This window comes from Microbacterium sp. ARD31, from assembly GCF_031844425.1.
The window spans coordinates 39,129-63,640 of record NZ_JAUZVE010000041.1 but is presented as its reverse complement, the minus strand read 5'-3'; the positions used below and the strand labels follow the sequence as shown (position 1 = coordinate 63,640).

Below are 24,512 nucleotides of genomic sequence, written 5' to 3'. Positions count from 1 at the left end.
TCCACCTCCCGCCCGGAAGGACGGCCACCGCATGCGCGCGATAGGCGTCAACACGTGGGTTTGGACCTCCCCCCTCACCGATGCCGACGTGGGCGAGATGCTGCGCCGCATCGCCGGCATGGGGTTCGACGCCGTCGAGCTGCCGCTGGAGAACCCCGGCGACCTCACGATCCCGGTCGTCTCCGAGGTGCTCGTCGAGACGGGGCTGAGGCCGTGCGTCGTCGGCGCGATGGCGCCCGGACGCGACCTCGTGGACGCGTCGGCCGTCGCCGACACCCAGGACTACCTCCGTGCCTGCATCGAGTTCGCGGCCGGCATCGGTGCCACCGCGGTGTGCGGCCCGTTCTACGCCGCTACGGGCCGGGTGTGGCGGATGGACGCCGACGAGCGTGCGGCGGCCTACGCCGACCTGCGCCGGCACCTCGCACCCCTCGTCGACGACGCCGTGGCGAGCGGCGTACGCCTGGGCATCGAGCCGCTCAACCGCTACGAGACCTCGCTGGTCAACACCGTCGAGCAGGCCCTGACCGCGCTGGAGCCGCTGCTCGGCGAGGGACTCGGGCTGGCGCTCGACACCTACCACCTCAACATCGAGGAGCGCTCCAGCGCCGCCGCGATCCGCACGGCCGGGACGCACCTCGCGCACGTCCAGGTGTGTGGCAGCGACCGCGGCGCGCCCGGCGGCGACCAGACCGACTGGCCCGCGCTCGTCGCCGCCCTCGACGAGGTGGGCCACGACGGCCCGCTCGTCATCGAGAGCTTCACCGCCGACAACGCCTCCATCGCCACCGCCGCCTCCATCTGGCGGCCGCTGGCACCCACCCAGGACGACCTCGCCCGCGACGGGCTGGCCTTCCTCCGCTCGCTCGGCTGAGCGACCACAGTCAGGAGATCGACGTGACCACCCCACCGAGCGCCGCCCCCACCGCCCCGGGCGTCGCCGTCATCGGCTACGCCTTCATGGGCAAGGCGCACTCCCACGCCTGGCGCAACGTCGGGGCCCTGCGTCCCGGCGCCCCCGGCGTACGTCGTCAGGTGCTCGTCGGGCGGGACGCCGACGCCGTCGCCGTGGCCGCGGACCAGTACGGCTGGGCGGAGTCGGCGACCGACTGGCGCGCGGTCCTCGAGCGCGACGACATCGACGTGGTCGACGTCTGCGTGCCGGGCCACCTGCACGCCGAGGTCGCCATCGCCGCCCTCGAGGCGGGCAAGCACGTGATCGCCGAGAAGCCGCTGGCGAACAGCCTGGGGGAGGCGGAGAAGATGGTGGCAGCCGCCCGTGCGGCCCGCGCCCACGGCGTGCAGTCGATGGTCGGCTTCAACTACCGCCGCGTCCCCGCCCTGGCGCTGGCGCGGCAGCACGTCGCCGCCGGCCGGATCGGGGAGGTGCGCCAGGTGCGCATCGCCTACCTCCAGGACTGGCTGGCCGACGAGAACGCCCCGATGACGTGGCGGCTGCGGCGCGAGCTCGCCGGCTCCGGTGCCCTCGGCGACCTCGCCTCCCACGCGGTCGACCAGGTCCGCCACCTCCTCGGCCAGGAGGTCACCGGGGTCAACGCGCTGACGGAGACCTTCGTCCGCCGCCGGGCGGGCGCCGACGGCCCGGAGGACGTGACCGTCGACGACGCGGCGTGGAGCACGCTGCGCACCGACGGCGGGGCCGTGGTCAGCCTCGAGGTGTCGCGCATGGCGAGCGCCCGCAAGAACGCCTTCGGCATCGAGGTCTACGGCAGCTCGGGCGCGCTGCGCTTCGACCTGGAGTCCCTCAACCACCTCGACGTCGCGCTCGACGGCGCCGACAGCTTCAGCCGCGTGCTCGTCACCGAGCCCGACCACCCCTACCTCGACGGCTGGTGGCCACCGGGCCACGTGCTCGGGTGGGACGCCACGTTCACCCACCAGGCGGCCGACTTCCTCGCTGCCCTCGCCTCGGGGGAGGAGCCGGCGCCCTCGTTCGAGGACGGGCTGGCCGTGCAGCGGGTGCTCGCGGCGATCGAGGAGAGCGCGGCGGCCGAGGGTCGTACGGTGCACGTGGAGGCAGCAGGCGTGACGACCGAAGGAGTGGAGGACCGATGACCCGACCGTTCACCCTGTTCACCGGGCAGTGGGCCGACCTGCCGCTGGAGGAGGTCGCCGAGCTGGCGGCCGGCTGGGGCTACGACGGCCTCGAGGTCGCCGTCTCGGGCGAGCACCTCGACGCCTGGCGCTGGGACGACGACGACTACGTCGCCGAGCGGCTCGGCATCCTCGACAGGCACGGGCTGCAGCTCTTCGCGATCTCCAACCACCTCACCGGGCAGGCGATCTGCGACGACCCGATCGACTTCCGCCACCAGGCCATCGTGCGTGAGCGCGTGTGGGGAGACGGCGACCCCGAGGGCGTGCGCCGGCGCGCGGCGGAGGAGATGAAGCTGACCGCCCGGCTCGCGCAGAAGCTCGGCGTGAAGACCGTCGTCGGCTTCACCGGCTCCTCGATCTGGCAGTACGTCGCGATGTTCCCGCCCGTGCCCGCTGAGCGGATCGAGGCGGGCTACCAGGACTTCGCCGACCGCTGGAACCCGATCCTCGACGTCTTCGACGAGTGCGGCGTGCGGTTCGCGCACGAGGTGCACCCCTCCGAGATCGCCTACGACTACTGGACGACCCGCCGGGCGCTCGACGCCGTCGGCAACCGTCCGGCGTTCGGCATCAACTGGGACCCCAGCCACATGGTGTGGCAGGGCATCGACCCGGTCGCGTTCATCACCGACTTCGCCGACCGGATCTACCACGTGGACTGCAAGGACACCCGGATGCGGATGGGCGGCGGCCGCAACGGCATCCTCTCCTCGCACCTGCCGTGGGACGACCCGCGCCGGGGCTGGACCTTCGTGTCGACCGGGCACGGCGACATCCCGTGGGAGGACTGCTTCCGCACCCTCACCGCCATCGGCTACGACGGCCCGATCTCGGTGGAGTGGGAGGACGCCGGGATGGACCGGCTGCGGGGGGCGCCGGAGGCGCTCGAGCGGCTGCGCGCGCTCGACTTCGACCCTCCGGCGCAGTCGTTCGACGCGGCCTTCAGCAAGCAGTCGGAGGGCTGAGCGAGCCCTAGACTCCCGCGCATGAGGGGATTCCGGGCCAAGGACGCCGACCGCGACCGGTACGTCGAGCTGATCGAGGCGGCCTACGTCGACGGCCAGCTCGGCGACGCCGACCGCGAGCTCCGCGTCGGCCGGGCGCTGTCGGCGGAGACCGTCGACGAGCTCGAGACCCTCACCCGCGACCTGCAGCGGCCGGCCGGCTTCGTCCCGGCGGCGGACCGCCCCGGACCGTCCCGGGCGCGAGGATCGGGCCCGGCGGTGGCGTTGCTGCTCGCCGGGTTCGTCGTGTTCCTCGTCCTCGGCGCGATCGGCGCGCTGGTCCTCCTCGCGTCCGGCGGCGAGCAGGACACCGCGACGTCCGAGGGGGTCGCGATCGCGCCCGACCCGGTGGCGTCCGTCCGGCCCACGGCAGTGCCCGCGTCCTTCGCCATGAGGGCTCCGCAGGTGCGCGCGTTCCTGCGGGCCTACGAACGCGAGTTCGGCACCCTCGACGCCTTCGAGGCCGGCCTCTACCCGACGCGCGTCGGCGTGCAGGTGCCGGTGCGCGGCTCGCGGCCGCGCTACGAGCGCTGGACCTGGGACGGCTCCTGGCGCCAGGACACGCAGGCCGCGGCCGTGACCGGCCCCGGCGACGCCATCGACCTGGGCCGGCTCGACGTACGCCGGCTCTTCGACAACATCGCCACCGCGAGGCGGACGCTCGACGTCGAGCGCGGCAGGCTCACCCACGTGCTGGTCAACAGCTGGAGCGGGGAGCCGACGGTCAACATCTACATCGGCAACACCTTCGACGAGATCGGCTACCTCAAGACCACGCTCGCCGGCGAGGTCATCCGGAGCTACCCGTACGGAGGGTGACACATCCCACGCGACCGCGGCCGCTCCGGTGGTCCTGGCTGCGGCACGATGTGCGGCATGAAGACGAACGCCGGCAACTTCTTCGAGGACTTCACCGTCGGTCAGGTGATCGAGCACGCGACGCCGCGGACGGTCACCGAGGGTGACCGGGCCCTCTACGGCGCGATCTACCCGACCCGGTTCGCGGTGCCGTCGTCGGCGGAGTTCGCCGCGTCCGTCGGCCTCGACCCGCACCCGGTCGAGGAGCTCATCGGCTTCCACGTCGCCTTCGGCAAGACCGTCCCGGACGTCTCGCTCAACGCGGTCGCCAACCTCGGCTACGCCGAGTGCCGCTTCCACGTGCCCGTCGTCCCGGGCGACACGCTGCGCACCCGCTCGGAGGTCATCGGGCTGAAGCAGAACTCCAACGGCAGGACGGGCGTGGTGTGGGTGCGCTCGACGGCCACGAACCAGCGCGGCGAGGTCGCGATCGACTGGGCCCGCTGGGTGATGGTGCACAAGCGGTCCGCGGACTCACCCGCCCCTGAGACCGTCGTGCCGGCCCTCGCAGACGTCGTCGCGCCGGAGGACCTCGTGGTGCCGGCGGGCCTCGACTTCAGCGCGTACGACGTCGCTGCCGCCGGCGAGCCGCACCGTTTCGACGACTACGAGGTGGGGGAGCGGATCGACCACGTCGACGGCGTCACCCTGACCGACGCGGAGCACATGATGGCGACCCGACTGTGGCAGAACACGGCCAAGGTGCACTTCAACGCCGAGGCCCGGCCCGACGGCAACCGGCTGGTCTACGGCGGCCACGTGATCTCGCTGGCCCGCGCGCTGTCGTTCAACGGCCTGGCCAACGCCCAGCTCGTCGCGGCGATCAACGCCGGCGCGCACGTCGCGCCCGCCTTTGCAGGCGACACCGTCTACGCCTGGTCCGAGGTGCTCGACAAGGCGACGCTCGACGCCCCCGGTGTTGGCGCGCTGCGGCTGCGCCTGGTGGCCACCAAGGGGCGGGACGAGTCGATGAACCTGCGTGGCGAGGACGGGAAGTACGCCGGCGGCGTGCTGCTCGACCTCGACCACTGGGTGCTCATCCCGCGCTGAACCGCGCCAGCAGGTCGGCCGCGACGACGTCGAGAGCGCCGTCGAGGGAGTCGGGGGCCGGGGGATCGGCCCCGAGCCGGTCCAGCACCACCCGGGCAGCCGCGAGCAGCTCCTCCTCGGTCACCTGGTCGGGGGTGCGCCCCTCCGCGCGCAGCGCCGGCAGGAGGTCGCCGGGGTCGCCCACGACGTCGTACGAGCTCGCGCGGACGGCCGCGACAGCCTGCTCGGAGCGGTCGCGGATCCAGTCGTGGTGCCGCTCGGGGACGGCGAATCCCTCACGGGGTGCGGCGCCGGCGAGGGCCTGCGGGACGAAGGTGCCCTTCACGTGCCGGGTCAGGGCGGGGGAGCGGCGGGGGCGAGGGACGCGCTCGTTGACGCGGCGCAGCAGCTCGGCCTCGACCAGGGACAGCGAGTCGTTGGCTCGCCTGGCCTCGGTCTCCAGGCCGGCCGGGTCGAGGCCGAGGACGGCGCTGGTGCGCAGCCAGAGCTCCTCGCGCAGCGCCCCCGGCGCGGGTACGACGACGAGGTGGGCGCGCGCCGGCGGCAGGCCGGCGGACCAGAGGTCGAGGATCGCCGGGACGTCCTGGTAGCGCCAGAACTTCTGGTCGTCCTCGCCGCGGCGCACGGTGGCGAGGAAGCGTCGGTAGGGCTGGCGGGCTCCCATCTTGACCCGCTGCTGCCACGCCGAGGGGAGCACGCGCCCGAGGTCGCGCGCGGTCAGCACGACGTGCACCTCGTCGGCGGCGCCGGACAGGTCGGCGAGGGCCGCGGCGACCGCCTCGGGCGGCGTGTCGGAGAAGTGCTCGTTGGTGATGAGCACGTCACCGCTCCACGCGCGGGCCTCGTCGACGAGCCGGCCCCAGGCGTCGAGCTCGCGAACGCCGAAGGTCGCCACCACGTCGGTCATGCCCTTGACGACGGCGGCGGCCGCGAAGTGGTCGCGGCGTCCCGAGCCCGGCAGCAGCAGCCCGCGGTCGCGGAGGCCGTCGTGCTGCTGCCACCACAGGTCCTGCAGGAACGAGGTCCCCGACTTCGCGGTCCCGACGTGGAGGAACGCGCGGCGAGCCATGGCGGTGACCCTACTGCGCCTCCCGGGCGCGGCCGCTCCGGTGGGGCAGACTCGGCACGTGGCCTGGGACCGGGATCTGTTCTACGACGCCCACCCGCGGGCCGAGGCGGCCTTCGCCGCGCGTCTCGACGAGAGCCTGGCGCCGCGCGACCCCTCGGTCCTCCTCCAGGTCGTGCGCGAGCTCGGCCTGCGCCCCGACAGCCGCGTCGTCGACGTCGGGTGCGGCGAGGGCGTCCATGCCTTCCGGCTCGCCACCCACTTCGGCTTCCGGGTGCTCGGCATCGACCCGGTCCAGCGCCACCTCGACCTCGCCCGCGAGGCCCGCCGCGACCTCGCCCCCGACATCGCCTCACGGGTGTCCTTCGAGCGGGGCGCCGCGACGCACGTCCCCGTCGCCGACTCCTCGATGGACCTGGTCTGGTGCCGCGACGTGATGGTCCACGTGGCGCACCCCGAGGACGCGTACGCCGAGCTCGCCCGGGTGCTGCGCCCGGGCGGGTACGCCGTCGGCTACCAGGTCGTCGCCACCGACCTGCTCCCGCGGGAGGAGGCGGAGTGGCTCTTCGGCGTCATGGGGGTGGTGCCCGCCGCCACCGACCCGGCGGTGCTCGACCGGGCGATAGCGGACGCCGGCCTCGAGGTCGTCGACACCCTCGACCTCGCGAGCGAGTGGGGCGAGTGGTCGGAGGAGCACGAGGGGCGCGCGTCCCGGGCGCTGCTGCACCTCGCGCGCCTGCTCCGCCGCCCGGAGCGCTACCGGGCCGAGTTCGGCGACGAGGCCTACGAGCTGATGCTGGGCGACTGCCGGTGGCACGTCTACCGGATGGAGGGCAAGCTCGCCGGCAGGGTCGACGTGCTGCGCCGCCCCGACCGGGGATAACCCCTCGACCCCGCTCGATGCGTTTGGCAGGGTGGCACCACCCGACCCACCTCGGATCCAGGAGGACCCATGGCTGATCAGGACCCCAACGCAGACCTCAAGGCGAAGATGCGGGAGGCCCTTGATCGCAAGAAGGGCCACGACCACCCCGACGACAGTGCGGGCTCGCGCGAGAAGGCGCACGGCTCGGAGGTCTCGAACGCCAACGTCGCCAAGCCGATGCACCGGCGCAAGGCCGGTGGCGGCGGGGTCTGAGCCCCCACCGCCAGGAGTTCAGGCGTCGGCGGGCGCGTGCCCAGCAGGGGCGTCCGCCGGCGCGAACGCCTTCGCCAGCCAGAACAGCGCGACCACCAGGACGAGCGGCACGGCGAAGCCCACGCGGAGCGACCCGGCGCCCACCGCGCCCGTCATCACCGCACCGAGCAGGGCCCCGGCGTAGTTGAACTGGTTGAAGCGCGCCACGACCGCGTCCACCCGCGCCTGCCGTGTGGCGGGGTCGGCGTCGCGGCCGGCGAGCGCCGCCGCCGCGGAGAAGCTCAGGGGGGCGACGACCGCGACCCCGCAGCCGAGGAGGGTGAAGCCGACGACGGCCACCTCCCAGGCCGGGGCGGTCACGACGACCACGAGTGCGACGAGGGCCAGCGCTGCCCCCGCCCGCAGCAGGCGGACCGCGCCGACCTGCTCGGTCAGCCGGTCGCCGGCCAGCCGGACGATGCCGCTGGCCAGCAGGTAGGGAAGCGTGGCCAGGGCGACCAGCGCCTCCGGAGCGCCGAAGACGTCGTCGAGGTAGACCGGTCCCCACGTCGCCGCGGCGGTGTCGACCGTGTAGAACACGACCAGCGCGAGCCCGACCAGGACGATCGCGCGCCACGGCACGTCGGTGTGCGTCGACGTGGCCGCCTCGCCGTGGTCGCGGAGGAGGTAGGGCGCGGTCGCGGCCACCACCGGGAGCACGGCCAGCAGTGCGGTCGCCGACCACGGCACGTCGGTCGTGGCGAGGGTCAGCACCGCGCCGACCACGCCGCCGAGGGTCCACGCGCCATGGCAGGAGGGGAGCACCACGCGCCCGAGCCGGTGCTCGAGCGCGACGGCCTGCATGTTCCCCGTGGCGTCGACCAGCCCCAGCCCCACGCCGTACGCCGCCAGCGCGAGGACGAAGACCGCCTTCGCCGGGGCGAGGACGACCAACGCGACCGAGGCGCCGACGACGAGCAGGCCGGCGCGCAGGACCACCGCACTGTCGAGGCGGGGCGCCAGCCGCTCCGCGAGCAGGGAGCCCGCACCGGCGAGCAGGACCATCATCAGCAGCACGCCGGACAGGGCGAGCTCGCCGAGGTCCCAGCGGTCCTGGATGCGGGGGAGCCGGGTCGTCAGGCTGATGAAGACCAACCCCTGGGTGCCGAAGGCCGCCGCGATCGCGAGGCGGGCGCGGCCGATGTCGACGGCAGCGGGGGTGGGTCCACTCATGGCGAGCATCGTGGCAGGAGACCCGCGCGCCCGTGGCAGACTCGCGCGCATGTCCTCCACCGCCGGTCCCGAGCTCTGGTTGGTCCGTCACGGCGAGACCGAGTGGAGCCGCGACGGCAAGCACACGTCGACGACCGACCTGCCGCTGACCGCGGACGGCGAGGAGGCGGCCATCCTGCTGGGGCCGCGCCTGTACGACGTCGACTTCGACCTGGTGCTCACCAGCCCGCGCCAGCGCGCCCGTCGTACGGCCGAGATGGCCGGCTTCGCCGACGTCGACGTCGACGAGGACCTCGTCGAGTGGGCCTACGGCGACTACGAGGGCGTCACCACCGCCGAGATCCGCGAGACCGTCCCCGACTGGTCGGTGTGGACGCACCCCGTGCCGGGTGGCGAGACCGCCGACCAGGTGTCCGCGCGGCTCGACCGGGTCATCGCCCGGGCGCGCGAGCACGACCGGACGCTGGTCTTCGCCCACGGGCACTCGCTGCGGGTGCTGACCGCCCGCTGGCTCGAGCAGCCGGCCGCCGAGGGCCGCTTCTTCCGCCTCGACACCTCGACGGTGTCGGTGCTCGGCTTCGAGCGCGAGACCCCCGTCCTGCTGAAGTGGAACAGCTGACGTGCGGATCGACCTCCACACCCACTCGTCCGCGAGTGACGGCACGGACACGCCCGCTGCGCTCGTGCGCGAGGCGAAGGCGGCCGGCCTCGACGTCGTCGCGCTGACCGACCACGATGCGACGTCGGGCTGGGCCGAGGCCCAGCGTGCGGCCGACGAGGTCGGCATCACCCTCCTGCCGGGCCTGGAGATCAGCACCAAGCTCCACCACCGCGGGGTCCACCTCCTGGCGTACCTGCCGGACCCGACCCACGGACCGCTGGTGGAGGTGCTCGACCGGATCCTCGCCGGGCGCACCGAGCGCACCCCCGCGATCGTCTCGGCGCTGCGCGGCCACGGCATCGACATCACCGAGGACGACGTGCACCGCGAGGCCGGGGAGTCGGTGGCCGCCGGCCGCCCGCACGTCGCCGACGCGCTGGTCCGGCTCGGCGTGGTCGGCGACCGCACGGAGGCGTTCGCGACGCTGCTGAGCCCGGGGCAGCCCGGGTACGTCAACCGCTACGCACCCGCGCTGGAGGAGATGGTGCGGATCGTCGTCGCCGCAGGCGGCGTGCCCGTGATCGCCCACCCGTGGGGCCGGCGCGGTGGCACGGTGCTCACCGAGGACGTCCTCGCGTCCCTCCGTGCCATCGGGCTCGCCGGCATCGAGGTCGACCACCAGGACCACCCGCCCGAGGTCCGCACCCGGCTGCGTGGCATCGCCGCCGACCTCGACCTGGTCGTCACCGGCAGCAGCGACCACCACGGCCTCGGGAAGGTCGACCACGACCTCGGGGTGAACACGACCGAGCCCGAGCAGTACGAGCGGTTGCTCTCGCTCGCGCGCCGCCCCCTCGGTGGTTGAGGTGCGAGCGCAGCGAGCCTCGAGACCCCTTCCCGACCGCGTCCTCGTCTACGGCGTCACGGGGAGCGGCAAGAGCACGGCCGCCCTGGCCATCGGTGCCCGCACCGGGCACCCCGTGACGCTGGTCGACGAGCTCACCTGGCTGCCCGGCTGGGTGCCGGTCGAGGCGTCGCGGCAGCGGGAGGTCATCGGCGAGATCGTCGCGGGGGAGCGGTGGCTGCTCGACTCGGCGTACGGCGACTGGCTCGACCTCCTCCTGCCGCGCACCCAGCTCGTCATCGGGCTCGACTACCCGCGCTGGCTGTCGCTGTCCCGGCTCGTGCGGCGCACGGTGTCGGGCGCGATCACGAAGGAACCGCGCTGCAACGGCAACGTCGAGAGCTTTCGCAAGATGGTCGACCGGTCCTCGATCATCCGCTGGCACTTCCAGTCATTCGCGCGCAAGCGCGACCGGATGCGCGGTTGGGCGGACGCCCCGGACGGACCGGAGGTGCTGCTGTTCCGGCATCCGCGCGAGCTCGACGCCTGGCTGACCTCGCTCGCCACCCCCTAGGGCTCAGGGGTGTCGCAGGACGCTGGTCGGTGGGAGCGCCCGCAACGCGGCGATGAGGTCGGGCGCGGCCTCGAAGGTGGCCATGTTCGTGTCGCGTCCGTAGCCGACGCGGACATGGATGCGGCAGTCGGACAGCACCCAGTACGAGACCCGGTCGCCCCAGCTGGTGGTGCCCTCGATCGACTGCACGTACCCGACGGGCTCGCAGGTGTCGCGACCTCGCGCCCGCTTGCCCAGCAGGCCCTCCTCGAGGCGGCGCAGGAGCCTCGGCGGCACCGTCGCCGACCGCGTACGGCGAGGTCCGCCCTGGCACCAGGTGGCCCGGGTGAGGTCCAGCGGGACCTGGGGGAGCACGCTGAGGGGGGTCTCGTTCGTCGGCAGGGGGCACTCGGGTGGGCGCGTCGGTGCCGGGGGCGTGGCGGATGGACGTGCCGTGGCGCGCTGGGCTCGGAGGGCGTCGGCGAACGCGGTGGCGAGGTCCTCGCCGCGCTCGCGCATGAGGTTCTCCCCGGTCGTCAGGGTGTGGCAGCCGCGCTCGCCGTAGGCCACGGCGCGAGCATCCCCGTCGGGGTAGCGGAACCAGTAGACGATGTGGGCGCCGCCGTCCAGGGGGCAGGCGCCGGGCTCGTACTCAGGCAGGCCGTTCACCAGGTCCACCAGTGGCTCGATGCCGGTGGTGAGCTCGTCGGTGACGGGCTGGACGAACGGTCCGTGGCGCGTGCCGTCGTACCCGACGGTCGGTGGGCCGGGGCACAGGCGCACCCCGACCGCCCCGGTGGGCAGGTCGCCGGTGGCCAGCCGCAGGGGCGTGTCGTCGGGTGGGCACCCGTCCTCCAGCCCGGCCGGGACGGGCGCCGTGGCGTCGCCGAGCGCCGCGGTGTCCGGGGTGGCGCTGTCGCCGCAGGCGGCGAGCAGCAGGGCCAGGGTGGCTGCAGCCAGCGCTCTCCCGGTCGACATGCCCCGAGGGTGGCCGGGCGGACGCGCAGGCACAACGGACGTCACCGAATCGTTGTGCTGGATCCTTTCGTTACCGTTCTGGTCCCGAGGTGTTGCTTCGACGTGTACGTTTCGCGTGTGCCCCTGTCTGTGCTCCTCGTCGAGGACGAGCCCGACCTGGTCCACGTGATGAGCCTGTCCCTCACGCGGGCCGGCTTCGACGTGGTCAGCTGCGGCACCGGCGAGGAGGCCGTTGCGGTGCTCGCCGGCCAGGACGTCGACGTCATGGTCGTCGACCGGGGCCTCCCCGACGGCGACGGCCTGGAGCTGGTCCGGCGCGTGCGCCGTGACGGCTTCGGCGGCTCGGTCATGGTCGCGAGCGGACACTCCGGGATCGCCCACGACGAGGAGTGCCGCTCGGCCGGGGCCGACGAGGTGCTGAAGAAGCCGTTCCGCCTCGCCGACCTCGTGGCGCGCCTGAACGGCATCGCCGGGCCCCAGCTCGACGCCGCGGTGTGCACCTAGGGTGACTCCGGGCCCCGGCGGACCATCCGCCGGTGGAGTCCGACCTGCTCGGGCTTGGTGGCACCGTCGAAGCGGAAGCCCTGACGTTCGTAGAAGCCGATCGCCCGCTCGTTGCCGTCGAGCACCCAGAGGTAGGCGTCGGACGCCCCGACGGCCGCCTCGAGCAGGGCGTACCCCACCCCGGTGCCGTACGACGACGCCCGCACGTAGAGCGCCATCAGCTCCAGCGGCGGGAGGCCGTCGTCCGGGTCGTCGCGGCCGGGACCGGTGCTGGAGAAGCCGACGAGCAGGTCGCCGGACCACGCCAGCAGGTTGTCGCTCGACCCGGCGGCGATGATCGTGCTCCAGCTCTGCACCCGCTCCGCGCGCCGGGCCCGCCGTTCGGCGAAGACCGTGGCGGGCATGAGGTCGGCGTAGGCCTCCTCCCAGACGTCGAGGTGCAGACCGGCCAGGGCCTCGGCGTCCTCGACGCGGGCAGGCGCGACCCGCACGGTCACCGGCGGCCCATGCCCTGGGTCAGCCGCAGGGCCCGGTTGGGGATGGCCTTGGTGAGCGCGATGATCGTCTTGTACTGCGCGCCCGGGATGGAGTAGGCGCGGCCCTTGGCGAAGTCCTCGAGGGCCTTGCGCACCAGGAAGTCCGGCTCGAGCCACATGAACCCGTCGCCGCGCCTGACCTGCATGCGCTGGTGGAACTCGGTCTTGGTGAAGCCGGGGCACAGCGCCATGACCTGCACGCCTCGCGAGCGGTACTCCAGGTGCGCCCACTCGCTGAAGCTGTTCACCCACGCCTTGGCCGCGGAGTAGCTGCCGCGGGGGAGGAAGGCCGCGACGCTGGAGACGTTGATGATGCCGCCGTGCCCGCGCTCGGCCATCGCGCCGAGGGCGGCGTGGCTCAGCCGCAGCACGGCGGTGACGAGCACCTCGAGCATCGCGGTCTCGTCGTCGGCGGAGTTGTCGAGGAAGCGCTGCTTCAACCCGAAGCCGGCGTTGTTGACCAGCAGGTCGACCGGTCGCGCCCGATCGGCGAGGCGGGCCTCGACGGTGGCGAGCTGGTCGCGGTCGACGAGGTCGGCGACCAGCACCTCGACCTCCACCTGGTGGGCGCGCCGCAGCTCCTCGGCGACCGCCTCGAGCCGCTGGGCGTCGCGGGCGACCAGGACGAGGTCGTCGCCGCGGCCGGCGAGCTGGTGGGCGAACTCGAGGCCGATGCCGGCGGTCGCGCCGGTGATGAGAGAGGTGCTCATGGCCACAGCATTTCAGGACGACCGGTCGCGGCGCGACCCGGTCCGGCACAATGGCCAGCGATGAGCACCAAGAGCCGGGGAGCGGCCCCCGTCACGCTGGCCGTCGCGAACCAGAAGGGCGGGGTCGCCAAGACCACGTCCGTCGCCTCCATCGGGGCCGCCCTGGCCGAGATGGGCCAGCGCGTCCTGCTCGTCGACCTCGACCCGCAGGCGTGCCTGACCTTCTCCCTCGGCATCGACCCCGAGGACCTCGAGACCTCGGTCCACCACGTCCTGACGCAGGGCCTGGACCCGGCCGAGGTCATCATCGAGACCGAGGACGGGGTCGACGTGCTGCCAGCCACCATCGAGCTGGCTCGCGCGGAGGCCGACCTGCTCACCCGCACCGGTCGCGAGCACGTCATCAAGGGCACGCTCGAGCAGCTCGCCGAGGACCTCGGCGACGAGGCGTACGACTGGGTCCTGCTGGACTGCCCGCCGTCGCTCGGGGTGCTCACGGTCGCGGCCCTGACCGCCGCCGACGGCGTGCTGGTGCCGCTGCAGTGCGAGACGCTCTCGCACCGCGGCGTGGGGCAGCTGCTCGACACCGTCCACGACGTACGCCGCTTCACCAACCGCCGCCTCGAGGTGTGGGGCGTGCTGCCGACGCTCTACGACGGGCGCACCAACCACTCCCGCACGGTCCTGGAGACGATCAGCGAGACCTACGACCTCGAGGTCGTCGAGCCGCCCATCCCCAAGACCATCAAGTTCGCCGAGGCCCCCGCGGCCGGCCGCTCGATCCTGGCGACCAGCCGCAGCAGCAAGGGCGCGAAGGCCTACCGCGAGGTGGCCGAGAACCTCGTCGCGCGGGCGTCACGTCCCACGCCGAAGAAGACCGCGAAGAAGGCTCCGAAGAAGCGCTGACTCATGCCTTCGGCGCCTCGACGGACTGGCCGCCACGGGTACGACGACGGTTGCGGTTGCGGCGGCGCGGCGCGTCGCCGGACTTCTCCGAGGAGCCGGAGTCGGAGCGGCCGGAGTCGGAGCGGCCGGAGTCGGAGCGGCCCGAGCCGGAGCGGCGCTCGCGCGGGGCGCGCTCCTTCTTCTCCACCGGTGCCGGGTCGACGACACGGCCCTTGGTGCCGGCCGGGATGCCCTGGTCGTGGAAGAGGTGCTCGGAGGTGGAGTAGGTCTCCTGCGGCTCGTCGAAGGGCAGCTCGAGCGCCTTGTTGATCATCTTCCAGCGGTGCAGGTCGGCCCAGTCGACGAAGGTGATCGCCGTGCCGGAGGCGCCGGCGCGACCGGTGCGGCCGATGCGGTGGACGTAGGTCTTGTCGTCCTCGGGGCAGGTGTAGTTGATGACGTGGGAGACGCCCCGCACGTCGATGCCGCGCGCCGCGACGTCGGTGCACACGAGGACCTGGATCTTGTCCTCGCGGAAGCGGGCCAGCGCCTTCTCACGCGCCACCTGTGCCATGTCGCCGTGGAGCGGCGAGGCCTTGAAGCCGCGCTCCTGGAGGTCCTCGGCGACCCGCTGCGCCTGCCGCTTGGTGCGGGTGAAGACGATCATCTTGTCGGCGTCCTCGGCCTGCAGGACCCGCCCGATGATCTCGGTCTTGTCGAGGTCGTGGGCCTGGTAGATGAACTGGGCGGTCGCGGGGACCGTCGCGTTCTCGTACGACGACTCGGCCCGGATGTTCATCGGGTGGCGCATGTGGGTGCGTGCCAACGCGACGATCGCGGCCGGCATGGTGGCCGAGAACAGCATCGTCTGGCGCGTCTCCGGGGTCTTGGAGATCAGCGTGATGACGTCGGGCAGGAAGCCGAGGTCGAGCATCTCGTCGGCCTCGTCGAGGACGAGGGCGTGGACGTGCGAGAGGTCGAGGGCGCGGCGGTTGGCCAGGTCGATGAGGCGACCGGGCGTCCCGACGACGATGTCGACGCCGGTGTCGAGGGCCTCGAGCTGCGGCTCGTAGCCGACGCCGCCGTAGACGGTCAGCACGCGCAGGCCCATGTCGGCGCTGGCGAGGGCGAGGTCGTTCGACACCTGGAGCGCGAGCTCGCGGGTCGGGGCGACGATCAGGGCCTGCGGCTTGCCCTGCGGCATGTCGGCGTACGCCGGGTTGCCCGGGGCGATCGAGCGCTGCAGCACCGGGATGCCGAAGGCCAGCGTCTTGCCGGTGCCCGTGCGGGCCTGGCCGATGAGGTCGGTGCCGAGGAGGGCCACCGAGAGGGTCATCTCCTGGATGGCGAAGGGGGTGGTGATGCCGGCGCGCTCGAGCGCGTCACAGATCTCGGGCAGCACGCCCATGTCACGGAAGGTGGTCACGAAGTTCGCTCTCTGCTGAGTTGGATGTCCCACACGGATGCGGTCAGCCCACTCGAGGAAGCTTGCAGGGAGGGAATGCCAACCGCGCACATACAGGTGGCCGCCCGACACGTTGTCGACGGCTCGGTGCCCTCGATGCTATCGCTAGGCTGCGCGCATGAGCGCATCGGCCGAAACGGCATCGCCCGACGAGGACTACCGCCGCGCCGCCGTCGACCTCCTCGGCGCGATCGCCTACGGCGAGCTCTCCGCCTTCGAGCGGCTCGTCGAGGACGCCAAGATGGCGCCCGGCATCGACGACAAGATCGCCATCGGGGCGATGGCCACCGCCGAGTTCGGCCACCTCCAGAAGCTCGTCGACCGGCTCGCGGAGCTCGGCGCCGACCCGGTGGAGGCGATGCAGGTCTTCCGGCCCAGCTTCGACAGCTTCCACGAGCACACCGCGCCCTCCGACTACTACGAGGGACTCATCAAGGCCTACGTCGGCGACGGGCTCGCCGCTGACTTCTACCGCGAGATCGCGGCCTACCTCGATGCGGAGACGCGCGAGGTGATCATCAGCTCCCTCGAGGACACCGGGCAGACCGCGTTCATCGTCGAGCGGGTGCGGGCCGGCATCGCCGAGGACCACCGCCTCGGTGGGCGCCTCGCGCTGTGGGGCCGCCGGCTGATGGGGGAGGCACTGACCCAGGCCCAGCGCGTCGCCGGCGACCGGGAGTCGCTCACCGCGCTGCTCGCCGGGGGAGTCGACCGTCCCGGCCTCGACCTGGCTGCGCTGGGGCGGATGTTCACCCGGCTCACCGAGCTGCACACCGACCGGATGGCGAGGCTCGGGCTCGAGGCCTGAGCCGCGCGAGGCCTGAACCACGCGAGGCTGCACGACGCGACAGGGCCCCGCACCGTGAGGTGCGGGGCCCTGTCGCGTGCTGCGTGTCGGGAGCTGCGGGTCAGACCCGGGTGCGGGTGCCTGCGTTGCGACCGGTGACGGTCGAGGCGATGATCACGAGCACGGCCGCCGTGAGGATGGCGACGATGCCCTGCGTCCAGTCCAGACCGCGGCTGCCGTCGCCCCCGAAGGCGCGGTAGATGAAGCCGCCCAGGATCATCCCGCCGATGCCGCACACGACGGTGAGCCACAGGGGGATGTTGTCCTTGTCGCCGGGGGCGACGAACTTGCCCAGGAGGCCGACGATGGTGCCGACCACGAGGTAGAAGATGATGGTCCAAAGCATGAGCGCTCCGCCTTTCTGTGCCACGAGCTCGTGGCGGGAGTGTCGGTGTGGGTGCACCGACTCCTCCATGATGTTCCCCGGCCGCGTCGCCTTCAATCACCGCGACGCCCGAAAGGAGGGGGTGTCGCACCCCCTCCCGGGTGGGGCTCAGCGGAAGCCGACGGTGCTCGCGGTCGGGTTGCCGAGCTCGACGTAGGCGATCTTGTCGGCCGGCACGACGACGGCGCGGCCCTTCACGTCGGCCAGCCGCAGCACGCCGCCGGCGGCCAGTGCCTCGGTCAGCTTGCTCTCGATGTCGTCGGGCGTGCTGTCGGTGTCGAGCACGAGCTCACGCTGCGCGTTCTGCACGCCGATCTTGACCTCCACGGTGGTGCTCCTTGCTTGAGGACGTTGGGGGTGATGTGCGATCGATCCTGCCGGATCAGTGGTCGTCGGTCATCGGGTAGCCCCGGATGCCGCGCCACGCGAGGCCGGCGATGAGGGCCGCGGCGTCGTCCTGGGGGATGCCGCCGCCACCCGCCAGCCAGAACCGGGCAGAGACCTGCGCCATTCCCACGAGCGAGACCGCGAGCAGCTCGGAGGCCTCGTCGGGCAGCCCGGTGTCGGTGCGGATCACGTCGGCGATCATCGCCGCGCACTCGACGGTGACCCGGTCGACGCGCTCGCGCACGTCGGGCTCGCTCGTGAGGTCGGACTCGAAGACCAGCCGGAACGCGCCCTCCTCGGACGCGACGTAGCTGTAGAAGACCTTCATCGTCGCCGCGACGCGGTCCTTGTTGTCGGTGGTCGAGGCGAGGGCCGCGCGGCAGTTGTCGATGATCGTGTCGCAGGAGGCGTCGAGCAGCGCGAGGTAGAGGTCGAGCTTGCCCGGGAAGTGCTGGTAGAGCACCGGCTTCGAGACGCCGGCCCGGTCGGCGATGTCGTCCATCGCGGCGGCGTGGTAGCCCTGCGCGACGAAGACCTCGAGGGCCGACTCGAGCAGCTGGACCCGGCGCTCACGGCGCGGCATCCGGCCCCCGCGCGGTCGCGGGGCGTCTGGTTCCAGCTGGCCTGCAGTCACGTCGTACTCCTGAGTAGTGCGGTCGCGGCTGAGCCTAGCCGCCCCCGGTCGCCGACCCGCGTCCGTATCGCGGGACGTGGCGGGGCGTGTCCGCCGGGCGCAGGGACCATGGCGGGGAACAGCAGTGGCGTCGGTGCTGTTGCACCCACACCCGAGTCAAGGAGATCACGTGTCGTTCCCCGCTCTTGTCGAGCCGGCTGCCGAGCTCACCACGGATGAGGTGCGCCGCTACAGCCGCCACCTGATCATCCCCGACGTGGGCATGGCCGGGCAGAAGCGCCTGAAGAACGCCAAGGTGCTCGTCATCGGCGCCGGTGGGCTCGGCTCCCCGGCCCTGCTCTACCTCGCCGCCGCGGGCGTGGGCACGCTCGGCATCGCCGAGTTCGACGAGGTGGACGAGTCCAACCTGCAGCGCCAGATCATCCACGGCATGTCCGACATCGGCCGCCCGAAGGCGATCTCGGCGAAGGAGTCGATCGCCGAGGTGAACCCGTACGTCGACGTGGTGGTGCACAACGAGCGCCTCGACAACGACAACGTGATGGGCATCTTCGAGGGCTACGACCTGATCGTCGACGGCACCGACAACTTCGCGACCCGCTACATGGTCAACGACGCGGCGTACTTCCTCGGCATCCCCTACGTCTGGGGCTCGATCTACCGCTTCGACGGCCAGGCGAGCGTCTTCGCCCCCACGCTGGCCGACGACGCCCCCTGCTACCGCTGCCTCTATCCCGAGCCCCCGCCGCCGGGCATGGTCCCCAGCTGCGCCGAGGGCGGCGTGCTGGGCGTGCTCTGCGCCAGCATCGGCTCGATCCAGGTCAACGAGGCGATCAAGCTGCTGACCGGCATCGGCGACCCGGCCGTCGGCAAGCTCGTCATCTACGACGCCCTCGAGCTGGAGTGGCGCAAGCTCAAGGTCCGCAAGGACCCCAGCTGCGCGCTGTGCGGCGAGAACCCCACGGTGACCGGGCTGATCGACTACGACGCCTTCTGCGGCGCCGTCTCCGACGAGGCCGCCGAGGCGGCCGCCGGCTCGACGATCTCGGTCGTCCAGCTGGAGCAGATGCTCAAGGAGCGCGAGGCCGGCGAGCGCGACTTCACCCTCATCGACGTCCGTGAGCCCAACGAGTTCGAGATCAACCGGATCCCCGGCTCGGTGCTCGTGCCGAAGGGCGAGTTCCTCAACGGCAACGCCATCGGCGACCTGCCGAGCGACAAGCCGATCGTGCTGCACTGCAAGTCGGGCGTCCGCTCGGCCGAGGTGCTCGCCATCGTCAAGGGCGCCGGCTTCTCCGACGCCGTCCACGTCGGCGGCGGCGTGGTGGCCTGGGTCAACCAGGTCGACCCGAGCCAGCCCGACTACTGACGCGTAACCCCTCCCGGCGAGTGTCGTTGGGAGGGCATGCGCACTCCGACGAAGCTCCTCACCCTGGCGGCCGCCGGCCTGGTCGCCGCCGCAGCCACCAGCGCGCCCGCGACCGCGGCGCCGAAGAAGCAGGTCCGCACGAGCTGGGCACCCGCGGACACCGCCACCATCCACCCCGGCGTGCAGATGTACACCGAGGGCGCCCAGTGCACGGCCAACTTCGTCTACACCGACACCGCGGGCACGACGTACGTCGGCTACGCCGCGCACTGCGCCGGCCTCGGTGAGGCCACCGACACCGACGGCTGCACCTCGCCGTCGCTGCCGCTCGGCACGAAGGTCGACTTCGTGGAGGGTGGCTCCCTCCTCGCCGAGGGCACCCGCGTCGGGGGCGGCACGCTGGTCTACTCGTCGTGGCTCACCATGCAGCGCACCGGCGAGTCCGACGCCGACGCCTGCGCCTACAACGACCTCGCACTGGTGAAGGTCGACGCGGCGGACGCGGCGAAGGTCAACCCGTCGATCCCGTTCTGGGGTGGCCCGGTCGGCATCAACACGACCGGCACCGCGGCGGGCGACACCGTCTACAGCTTCGGCAACTCCAGCCTGCGCGGCGGTGTCGAGGTGCTCTCGCCCAAGCAGGGCACCAGCCTCGGCACCGAATCGAGCGGCTGGACCCACCCGGTCTACACCGTCACGCCGGGGGTGCCGGGAGACTCCGGCAGCGCCTTCCTCGACGCCGACGGCAACGCGGTCGGCACCCTCTCGACGCTGGCCCTCGCCCCGCTCGCGGGATCGAACGGCGTCGGTGACCTCGCGCACGAGCTGTCGTACGCCCAGGCGCACAGCGGCATCGCCGGCCTGCGCCTGGTCCCCGGCACGGAGCCGTTCAGCCCCCTCCTCTGACCCCTTCCCCTGATCCCCCCTGCGCCCGACCCCACCGGGCGCGCCCCCCTCGCATGGCGCGAGCCCGTCACCTAGGGTTCGCGCCATGCGTGCGTTCGGTGCTCCTCCACCGGGTGCCCGTGCCGTGCTGATGGTCGCCGGGACGAGCCTGCTGATGGTGCTCGTCGCCTGGGCGACCCTCGTCGGGCCGAGCCAGGTCTTCACCGGTCCGGGCGTGGTGCAGCGCACCCTCACCACGCCCGCGGAGTCCTGCGTGCCGCTGGAGGTGGTGAGCACCGCCCCGGACGGAACGACCACCACCGAGCGGCCCGACAACCCCCGCAACCTCCCGTGGTGCGACGAGCCCGGCGGCGAGCAGGGGAAGCCCCCGCCACCGCGGACCGAGGACGCGCCCCTGTGGCTGAAGGTGCTGACCTGGACCTTCGTGGCCGCGATCCTGGCGACGATCGTGGTGGCGCTGGTGCTCCTCGCGCTCGTCCTGCGCGACCGGCGGGTGCACCGCCGGCGGGTGGAGAGGCGCGAGGAGATCGCCTTCACCGCCCTCGACGCGCCCGTCCGGCTGGTCGAGGAGATCACCCGCGACGCCGACCAGCAGGACGCGCTGCTGCGCGACGGCGACGCCCGCAACGCCATCGTCGCGGCCTGGCAGCGCTTCGAGGTGCAGGGCCTCGCGGCCGGGGCCGGTCGCCACCCCTGGGAGACCTCCTCGGAGTACGCCATCCGCATCCTCGACCTGGTCGCGGCCGACTCCGGCGCCGTGAACCGCCTCGCCACGCTCTACCGCGAGGCGAGGTTCTCCGAGCACCCGATCACCGAGGACCACCGGGCCGCCGCCCTCGACGCGCTCGTGGCGATCCGTCGCAGCCTGGCGGTGCGGGCCTGATGGCGCGCGCCGAGAGCCGTACGTGGCGCACCCGGCTGCTGGTCGGCGTGGTGCTCGGCGCGGCGACCTTCGCCGGCGCGAGCCTCCTGGACTGGGACCCGCAGCCGGTGCCGTTCGTGGTGATGACGGCCGTGGTGCTGTCGCTGGTGTGGATGGTGCTCGACGTCGTCGACGACGAGCCGGCGCGCTGGCTGCCGGCGACGTCCCCGGTGCACGACCGCGCCGACGAGGCCACCGCGGACCTGCGCCTCCTCACGAGCCACCAGCAGGCGAGCGTGCCGACCGAGGCGGTGCGCGAGCGCCTGGTGGCGCTCGCCCGCGGTCGCGACCCCGACCTCGCCGACGCCCTGCGCCACGAGCTCGGCGGACCCCACGACCCCGCCCGTCGGCTCTCGCCGGCGGACGTCGACCGCATCCTGACCCGAATCGAGACCGCCCGTGACCGCCCCTGACCCCACCGCCGGACCTGTCGCCCCCGTCCCGGCCGCCGCAGACGTGGCCTCGTTCGCCGAGCGTGTCCTCGACGAGGTCGGGCGCGCCGTCGTCGGCAAGCGGGAGGCACTCACCCTCGTGCTCGCCGGCATCCTCGCCAAGGGCCACGTGCTGCTCGAGGACTTCCCCGGTCTCGGCAAGACCCTCGCCGCGCGCTCGTTCGCGAGCGCCCTCGGGCTCGACTTCGCGCGGGCGCAGTTCACCCCCGACCTGCTGCCCGCGGACCTCACCGGCTCCTACGTCTACGACCAGCGGCGCGCGGAGTTCGACTTCCGCCCCGGCCCGATCTTCGCCGGGCTGCTGCTCGCCGACGAGATCAACCGGACCCCGCCCAAGACGCAGGCCGCGCTCCTCGAGGCGATGCAGGAGGGACAGGTCACCGTCGAGGGCCAGACCCACCGGCTGCCCAGCCCGTTCCACGTCCTCGCCACCGCCAACCCGGTGGAGTACGAGGGCACCTACCCCCTGCCCGAGGCCCAGCTCGACCGCTTCCTGCTACGTGTCAGCTTCGGCTACCCCGACGCCGGCGAGGAGTACGACGTCCTCCGCCGGCGGCTGGACCGGCAGCGCGAGGAGGTCGACATCGCGCAGGTGACCGACGCCGCCGGCCTCGCGGGCATGCAGGCGGCGGTCGAGCGGGTCGCGGTCGACGAGTCGGTCGGCCGCTACTGCGTCGACCTGGTGGCGGCCACGCGCAGCCACGCCGACGTGCTCACCGGGGCCTCGCCCCGCGGCAGCCTCGGACTGGTGCTCACCGCCCGGGCGTGGGCAGCCATCCGGGGCCGGGACTTCGTCGTGCCCGAGGACGTGAAGGTGGTGGCGCGGGCCGCGCTCGCCCACCGGATCACCGTGCGGCCCGAGCTCTGGATGACCCAGGCCTCCGGCGCGCGGGTCGTCGACGCCGTCATGACGAGCGTGGAGACGCCGCGCACCCTGGAGTCGCGACGGTGACCTCCTGGTGGCCGACCCCCGCGCTCGTCCGCGCCTGCGTCCTCGCCCTCGCCGGCCTCGCCGGCGGCGTCGTGGGCGGGCTCGAGGTGCCGGTGGTCCTGGCCGCCCCGTTCGTGGTGCTCGCCGCCATGGGCCTGCTCGGCCGCCCGGGTCGCCCGCCCGCCGTCCGCACGGAGATCGACCACCACCGCCTGCACGAGGGCCAGGGCACCACCTCGCGCCTGGTCGTCGACGACCTGTCCGGCGTCGAGCACGTCACCCGGGTCGCCGCCCCGACGCCGCACGTCGTCACCCACCCGGCGTACGGCGCCGTCGGGTCGCTCGTCGGGGATGGCCTGCCCACGGTCGAGTTCAGCCCGCGGCGCTGGGGCCGGCGCGTCATCGGCGCCGAGCGGGTGGCGCTCACCAGCGCGTGGGGCGGGTGGCGCTGGGGCCCGGTCGACATGCCCGAGCACGGGCTGAGCGTGCTGCCGCAGACGGCGCCGTACGACAGCCGGGCGGAGGTGCCGCAGCCCGACGGCCTCGTCGGCCGGCACCGGTCGCGCCGTCTGGGCAGCGGCACCGAGTTCGAGGGGATCCGCCCCTTCGCCACCGGCGACCGGCTCAAGCGGGTCAACTGGCCGGTGTCGCTGCGGACCGGGGAGCTGCACGTGATCACTACCCGTGCCGAGCAGGACGCCGGTGTGTGGCTGGTGGTCGACGGCCTGCGCGACATCGGTGCCTCGGGCGGCGTCGACGGCGCGGCCAGCAGCCTGGACCTGACCGTCCGGGCCGCCGCCGCGCTCGCCGAGCACCACGTGCGCACCGGCGACCGGGTCGGGCTGCTCGTCGTGGCGGCCGACGCGGCCCGGGTCGGACTGGGCTCGGGCCCGCGCCACCTGCACCGGCTCACCGGCACGCTCGCGCGCGTGCGCACCGAGGCACGGAGCGTGGCGCCCGAGCGGCTCGACCTCGGGGCGGGCGCCGGCAGCGTGGTCTACGTGCTGTCGCCGATGCTGTTCACGCCGCTCGTCACCGCCACGGCGAGCCTGCTGCGCAGCGGTGCGTCGGTGGTCGTCATCGACACGCTGGGCGAGCGCCCGACCGACGCCGACCCCCGTTCCCTCGCCAGCCTCGCCGCGCGGATGCAGGCCATCGAGCGCGAGGACCGGCTCCTGCAGCTGGCCGCGCTGGGCTGCCCCGTCGTGCCGTGGCGTGGTCCGGGCACCCTCGACACCGTCCTCCACCAGCTCGCGCGCCGCGCCCGGGTCCCGAAGGTGCGGGCCCGGTGAGCGCCCGGCTGCGCCTGCCGCCCGGGCTCGACACGGCCGGGACGGTGCTGCGCGTCGTGCTGTTCCTGCTGCCCTGCGCGTCGCTCGCGCTGGCGCTGCCCACGCGCCCCCACGTCCTGGTCGTGACGGCCGTCGTCCTCTGCGCCGCACTGTGGGCGCGCCGGCCCGACCACGCGGCCGGCGGCATCGCGCTGGCGTTCGTGGTGGTCTGGTGGACGGTGCACGGGGTGATGGACTGGCGGGTCCCCGTGGTGGGCGTGCTGCTGCTCGTCGCGCACGTGGTGGCGACGCTGCTGTCCTACGGCCCGGCGACCCTGCCCGTGGAGCCGGCGCTCGCCCGGCTCTGGGCCGGGCGCGGCCTGCTGGCGCTGGTGCCGGTGCCGATCGCCTGGTTCGCGCTGCAGGGGCTCGACGCCGACCTCGCCCCGCCGTGGCTGTGGCTGTCCGCGGGCCTGGTGCTGGTGGCCCTCACCCTGGTCACCCTGCGCAGCACGCAGCCGGTCGAGGGTCCGCGGGACGGAGACCCGCGCCCGTGACCACTCCGGAGGAGCGCGAGCTCTACGTCGAGCTGGTGCTGCAGTGCGCCGAGTCGGTCCCGCGCGGGCGGGTGACGACGTACGGCGCGATCGCGGACGTGGTCGGCGAGCGGCTCGGCCGCGGTGGTCCCCGCCTCGTCGGCAACGTGATGGCCCAGCACGGCGGGGCCGTGGCGTGGTGGCGCGTGGTGCGCGCCGACGGGTCGCTGCCGCCCTCGCACGACGACGAGGCCCGCCAGGCCTACCTCGAGGAGGGCACCCCGCTCCGGCCGAGCGGCGCCGTGGACCTGGGACGCGCGTTCTGGCAGCCGCGGCTCGGGGCACAATGA

General features: G+C 73.3%; 30 protein-coding genes. 21 read left to right on the top strand and 9 right to left on the bottom strand.

The genetic code is table 11. The features are described from left to right. Positions 1-31 precede the first annotated feature (31 nt). Genes Q9S36_RS41230 through Q9S36_RS41210 form a run of 5 tightly spaced genes read left to right on the top strand, consistent with a single transcriptional unit; the run spans position 32 to position 5,030 of the window. Positions 32-874 (top strand): sugar phosphate isomerase/epimerase family protein, encoded by an 843-nt coding sequence (locus Q9S36_RS41230; protein ID WP_311290557.1) that lies wholly within the window; start codon positions 32-34, stop codon positions 872-874. A 23-nt stretch (positions 875-897) separates the two neighbouring features. Beyond that, positions 898-2,076, top strand: a complete 1,179-nt coding sequence (locus tag Q9S36_RS41225) for a Gfo/Idh/MocA family oxidoreductase (protein WP_311290555.1) — start codon at positions 898-900, stop codon at positions 2,074-2,076. Further along, positions 2,073-3,083, top strand: a complete 1,011-nt coding sequence (locus tag Q9S36_RS41220; RefSeq protein WP_311290554.1) for a sugar phosphate isomerase/epimerase family protein — start codon at positions 2,073-2,075, stop codon at positions 3,081-3,083. Before Q9S36_RS41225 ends, Q9S36_RS41220 begins: the two co-directional genes overlap by 4 nt. Before the next feature lie 21 nt (positions 3,084-3,104). Next, positions 3,105-3,941: a DUF1707 domain-containing protein gene (locus tag Q9S36_RS41215; RefSeq protein WP_311290553.1), complete on the top strand. Its 837-nt coding sequence runs from the start codon at positions 3,105-3,107 to the stop codon at positions 3,939-3,941. A gap of 57 nt (positions 3,942-3,998) precedes the next feature. Beyond that, positions 3,999-5,030 carry a MaoC family dehydratase gene (locus Q9S36_RS41210; protein WP_311290552.1) on the top strand — a complete coding sequence of 344 codons (1,032 nt, stop codon included), beginning with the start codon at positions 3,999-4,001 and terminating at the stop codon, positions 5,028-5,030. On the opposite strand, the gene Q9S36_RS41205 is transcribed toward Q9S36_RS41210, so the two are convergent. Continuing rightward, positions 5,017-6,099, bottom strand: coding sequence for a hypothetical protein (locus Q9S36_RS41205; protein ID WP_311290551.1), 1,083 nt, complete (start codon positions 6,097-6,099; stop codon positions 5,017-5,019). The two genes, Q9S36_RS41210 and Q9S36_RS41205, sit on opposite strands and share 14 nt — an antisense overlap. 58 nt (positions 6,100-6,157) lie before the next feature. Here Q9S36_RS41205 and Q9S36_RS41200 point away from each other — a divergent pair, with 58 nt between their 5' ends. Further along, on the top strand, positions 6,158-6,979 hold the full coding sequence (locus Q9S36_RS41200; protein WP_311290550.1) for a class I SAM-dependent methyltransferase: 822 nt from the start codon (positions 6,158-6,160) through the stop codon (positions 6,977-6,979). 69 nt (positions 6,980-7,048) lie between these two features. Next, entirely contained in the window at positions 7,049-7,234 is a 186-nt protein-coding gene (locus Q9S36_RS41195) for a DUF5302 domain-containing protein (RefSeq protein WP_311290549.1), read from the top strand. An 18-nt stretch (positions 7,235-7,252) separates the two neighbouring features. Here the strand turns inward: Q9S36_RS41195 and Q9S36_RS41190 are convergent, their stop codons facing one another. Further along, positions 7,253-8,446 (bottom strand): MFS transporter, encoded by a 1,194-nt coding sequence (locus Q9S36_RS41190; protein WP_311290548.1) that lies wholly within the window; start codon positions 8,444-8,446, stop codon positions 7,253-7,255. 49 nt (positions 8,447-8,495) lie between these two features. Here Q9S36_RS41190 and Q9S36_RS41185 point away from each other — a divergent pair, with 49 nt between their 5' ends. The 3 genes from Q9S36_RS41185 to Q9S36_RS41175 are packed head-to-tail and all read left to right on the top strand — an operon-like array spanning position 8,496 to position 10,465. Next, on the top strand, positions 8,496-9,065 hold the full coding sequence (locus Q9S36_RS41185; RefSeq protein WP_311290547.1) for a histidine phosphatase family protein: 570 nt from the start codon (positions 8,496-8,498) through the stop codon (positions 9,063-9,065). 1 nt (position 9,066) lies between these two features. Next, positions 9,067-9,912, top strand: coding sequence for a PHP domain-containing protein (locus Q9S36_RS41180; RefSeq protein WP_311290546.1), 846 nt, complete (start codon positions 9,067-9,069; stop codon positions 9,910-9,912). 1 nt (position 9,913) lies between these two features. Continuing rightward, the gene (locus Q9S36_RS41175; RefSeq protein ID WP_311290545.1) at positions 9,914-10,465 is read left to right on the top strand and encodes an adenylate kinase; all 552 of its coding nucleotides are present in this window, start codon (positions 9,914-9,916) and stop codon (positions 10,463-10,465) included. 3 nt (positions 10,466-10,468) lie between these two features. Here Q9S36_RS41175 and Q9S36_RS41170 read toward each other — a convergent pair whose 3' ends face one another. Then, positions 10,469-11,422, bottom strand: a complete 954-nt coding sequence (locus tag Q9S36_RS41170; protein ID WP_311290544.1) for a hypothetical protein — start codon at positions 11,420-11,422, stop codon at positions 10,469-10,471. A 117-nt stretch (positions 11,423-11,539) separates the two neighbouring features. Between Q9S36_RS41170 and Q9S36_RS41165 the strand changes: the two genes are divergently transcribed. Continuing rightward, on the top strand, positions 11,540-11,926 hold the full coding sequence (locus Q9S36_RS41165; RefSeq protein ID WP_311290543.1) for a response regulator: 387 nt from the start codon (positions 11,540-11,542) through the stop codon (positions 11,924-11,926). Here Q9S36_RS41165 and Q9S36_RS41160 read toward each other — a convergent pair. Next, on the bottom strand, positions 11,923-12,423 hold the full coding sequence (locus Q9S36_RS41160) for a GNAT family N-acetyltransferase (protein ID WP_311290542.1): 501 nt from the start codon (positions 12,421-12,423) through the stop codon (positions 11,923-11,925). The two genes, Q9S36_RS41165 and Q9S36_RS41160, sit on opposite strands and share 4 nt — an antisense overlap. Beyond that, the gene (locus Q9S36_RS41155; protein ID WP_311290541.1) at positions 12,420-13,172 is read right to left on the bottom strand and encodes an SDR family oxidoreductase; all 753 of its coding nucleotides are present in this window, start codon (positions 13,170-13,172) and stop codon (positions 12,420-12,422) included. The genes Q9S36_RS41160 and Q9S36_RS41155 overlap by 4 nt, the downstream gene beginning before the upstream one ends. Positions 13,173-13,232: 60 nt before the next feature. Here Q9S36_RS41155 and Q9S36_RS41150 point away from each other — a divergent pair, with 60 nt between their 5' ends. After that, positions 13,233-14,078: a ParA family protein gene (locus Q9S36_RS41150; RefSeq protein WP_311290540.1), complete on the top strand. Its 846-nt coding sequence runs from the start codon at positions 13,233-13,235 to the stop codon at positions 14,076-14,078. A gap of 1 nt (position 14,079) precedes the next feature. Here the strand turns inward: Q9S36_RS41150 and Q9S36_RS41145 are convergent, their stop codons facing one another. After that, positions 14,080-15,483: a DEAD/DEAH box helicase gene (locus Q9S36_RS41145; protein WP_311290539.1), complete on the bottom strand. Its 1,404-nt coding sequence runs from the start codon at positions 15,481-15,483 to the stop codon at positions 14,080-14,082. A 157-nt stretch (positions 15,484-15,640) separates the two neighbouring features. Between Q9S36_RS41145 and Q9S36_RS41140 the strand changes: the two genes are divergently transcribed. Continuing rightward, entirely contained in the window at positions 15,641-16,330 is a 690-nt protein-coding gene (locus Q9S36_RS41140; RefSeq protein ID WP_311290538.1) for a ferritin-like fold-containing protein, read from the top strand. A 100-nt stretch (positions 16,331-16,430) separates the two neighbouring features. Here Q9S36_RS41140 and Q9S36_RS41135 read toward each other — a convergent pair whose 3' ends face one another. The 3 genes from Q9S36_RS41135 to Q9S36_RS41125 form a co-directional block, all read right to left on the bottom strand. Further along, entirely contained in the window at positions 16,431-16,715 is a 285-nt protein-coding gene (locus Q9S36_RS41135; protein WP_311290537.1) for a GlsB/YeaQ/YmgE family stress response membrane protein, read from the bottom strand. A 147-nt stretch (positions 16,716-16,862) separates the two neighbouring features. Next, positions 16,863-17,081 carry a DUF3107 domain-containing protein gene (locus tag Q9S36_RS41130; RefSeq protein WP_311290536.1) on the bottom strand — a complete coding sequence of 73 codons (219 nt, stop codon included), beginning with the start codon at positions 17,079-17,081 and terminating at the stop codon, positions 16,863-16,865. A gap of 55 nt (positions 17,082-17,136) precedes the next feature. Continuing rightward, positions 17,137-17,775, bottom strand: coding sequence for a TetR/AcrR family transcriptional regulator (locus Q9S36_RS41125; RefSeq protein ID WP_311290535.1), 639 nt, complete (start codon positions 17,773-17,775; stop codon positions 17,137-17,139). A gap of 169 nt (positions 17,776-17,944) precedes the next feature. Between Q9S36_RS41125 and moeZ the strand changes: the two genes are divergently transcribed. From moeZ to Q9S36_RS41085, 8 genes are all read left to right on the top strand, one after another. Further along, entirely contained in the window at positions 17,945-19,144 is a 1,200-nt protein-coding gene (gene moeZ / locus Q9S36_RS41120; protein WP_311290534.1) for an adenylyltransferase/sulfurtransferase MoeZ, read from the top strand. 36 nt (positions 19,145-19,180) lie between these two features. Then, positions 19,181-20,050: a serine protease gene (locus tag Q9S36_RS41115; protein ID WP_311290533.1), complete on the top strand. Its 870-nt coding sequence runs from the start codon at positions 19,181-19,183 to the stop codon at positions 20,048-20,050. 85 nt (positions 20,051-20,135) lie between these two features. Continuing rightward, positions 20,136-20,933 carry a DUF4129 domain-containing protein gene (locus Q9S36_RS41110; RefSeq protein WP_311290532.1) on the top strand — a complete coding sequence of 266 codons (798 nt, stop codon included), beginning with the start codon at positions 20,136-20,138 and terminating at the stop codon, positions 20,931-20,933. Next, positions 20,933-21,385 carry a hypothetical protein gene (locus Q9S36_RS41105; protein ID WP_311290531.1) on the top strand — a complete coding sequence of 151 codons (453 nt, stop codon included), beginning with the start codon at positions 20,933-20,935 and terminating at the stop codon, positions 21,383-21,385. Before Q9S36_RS41110 ends, Q9S36_RS41105 begins: the two co-directional genes overlap by 1 nt. Further along, on the top strand, positions 21,372-22,376 hold the full coding sequence (locus Q9S36_RS41100) for an AAA family ATPase (protein ID WP_396653944.1): 1,005 nt from the start codon (positions 21,372-21,374) through the stop codon (positions 22,374-22,376). Before Q9S36_RS41105 ends, Q9S36_RS41100 begins: the two co-directional genes overlap by 14 nt. Then, entirely contained in the window at positions 22,373-23,647 is a 1,275-nt protein-coding gene (locus tag Q9S36_RS41095; RefSeq protein WP_311290530.1) for a DUF58 domain-containing protein, read from the top strand. The genes Q9S36_RS41100 and Q9S36_RS41095 overlap by 4 nt, the downstream gene beginning before the upstream one ends. After that, positions 23,644-24,183: a hypothetical protein gene (locus Q9S36_RS41090; protein WP_311290529.1), complete on the top strand. Its 540-nt coding sequence runs from the start codon at positions 23,644-23,646 to the stop codon at positions 24,181-24,183. Before Q9S36_RS41095 ends, Q9S36_RS41090 begins: the two co-directional genes overlap by 4 nt. After that, on the top strand, positions 24,180-24,512 hold the full coding sequence (locus Q9S36_RS41085) for an MGMT family protein (RefSeq protein ID WP_311290528.1): 333 nt from the start codon (positions 24,180-24,182) through the stop codon (positions 24,510-24,512). The genes Q9S36_RS41090 and Q9S36_RS41085 overlap by 4 nt, the downstream gene beginning before the upstream one ends.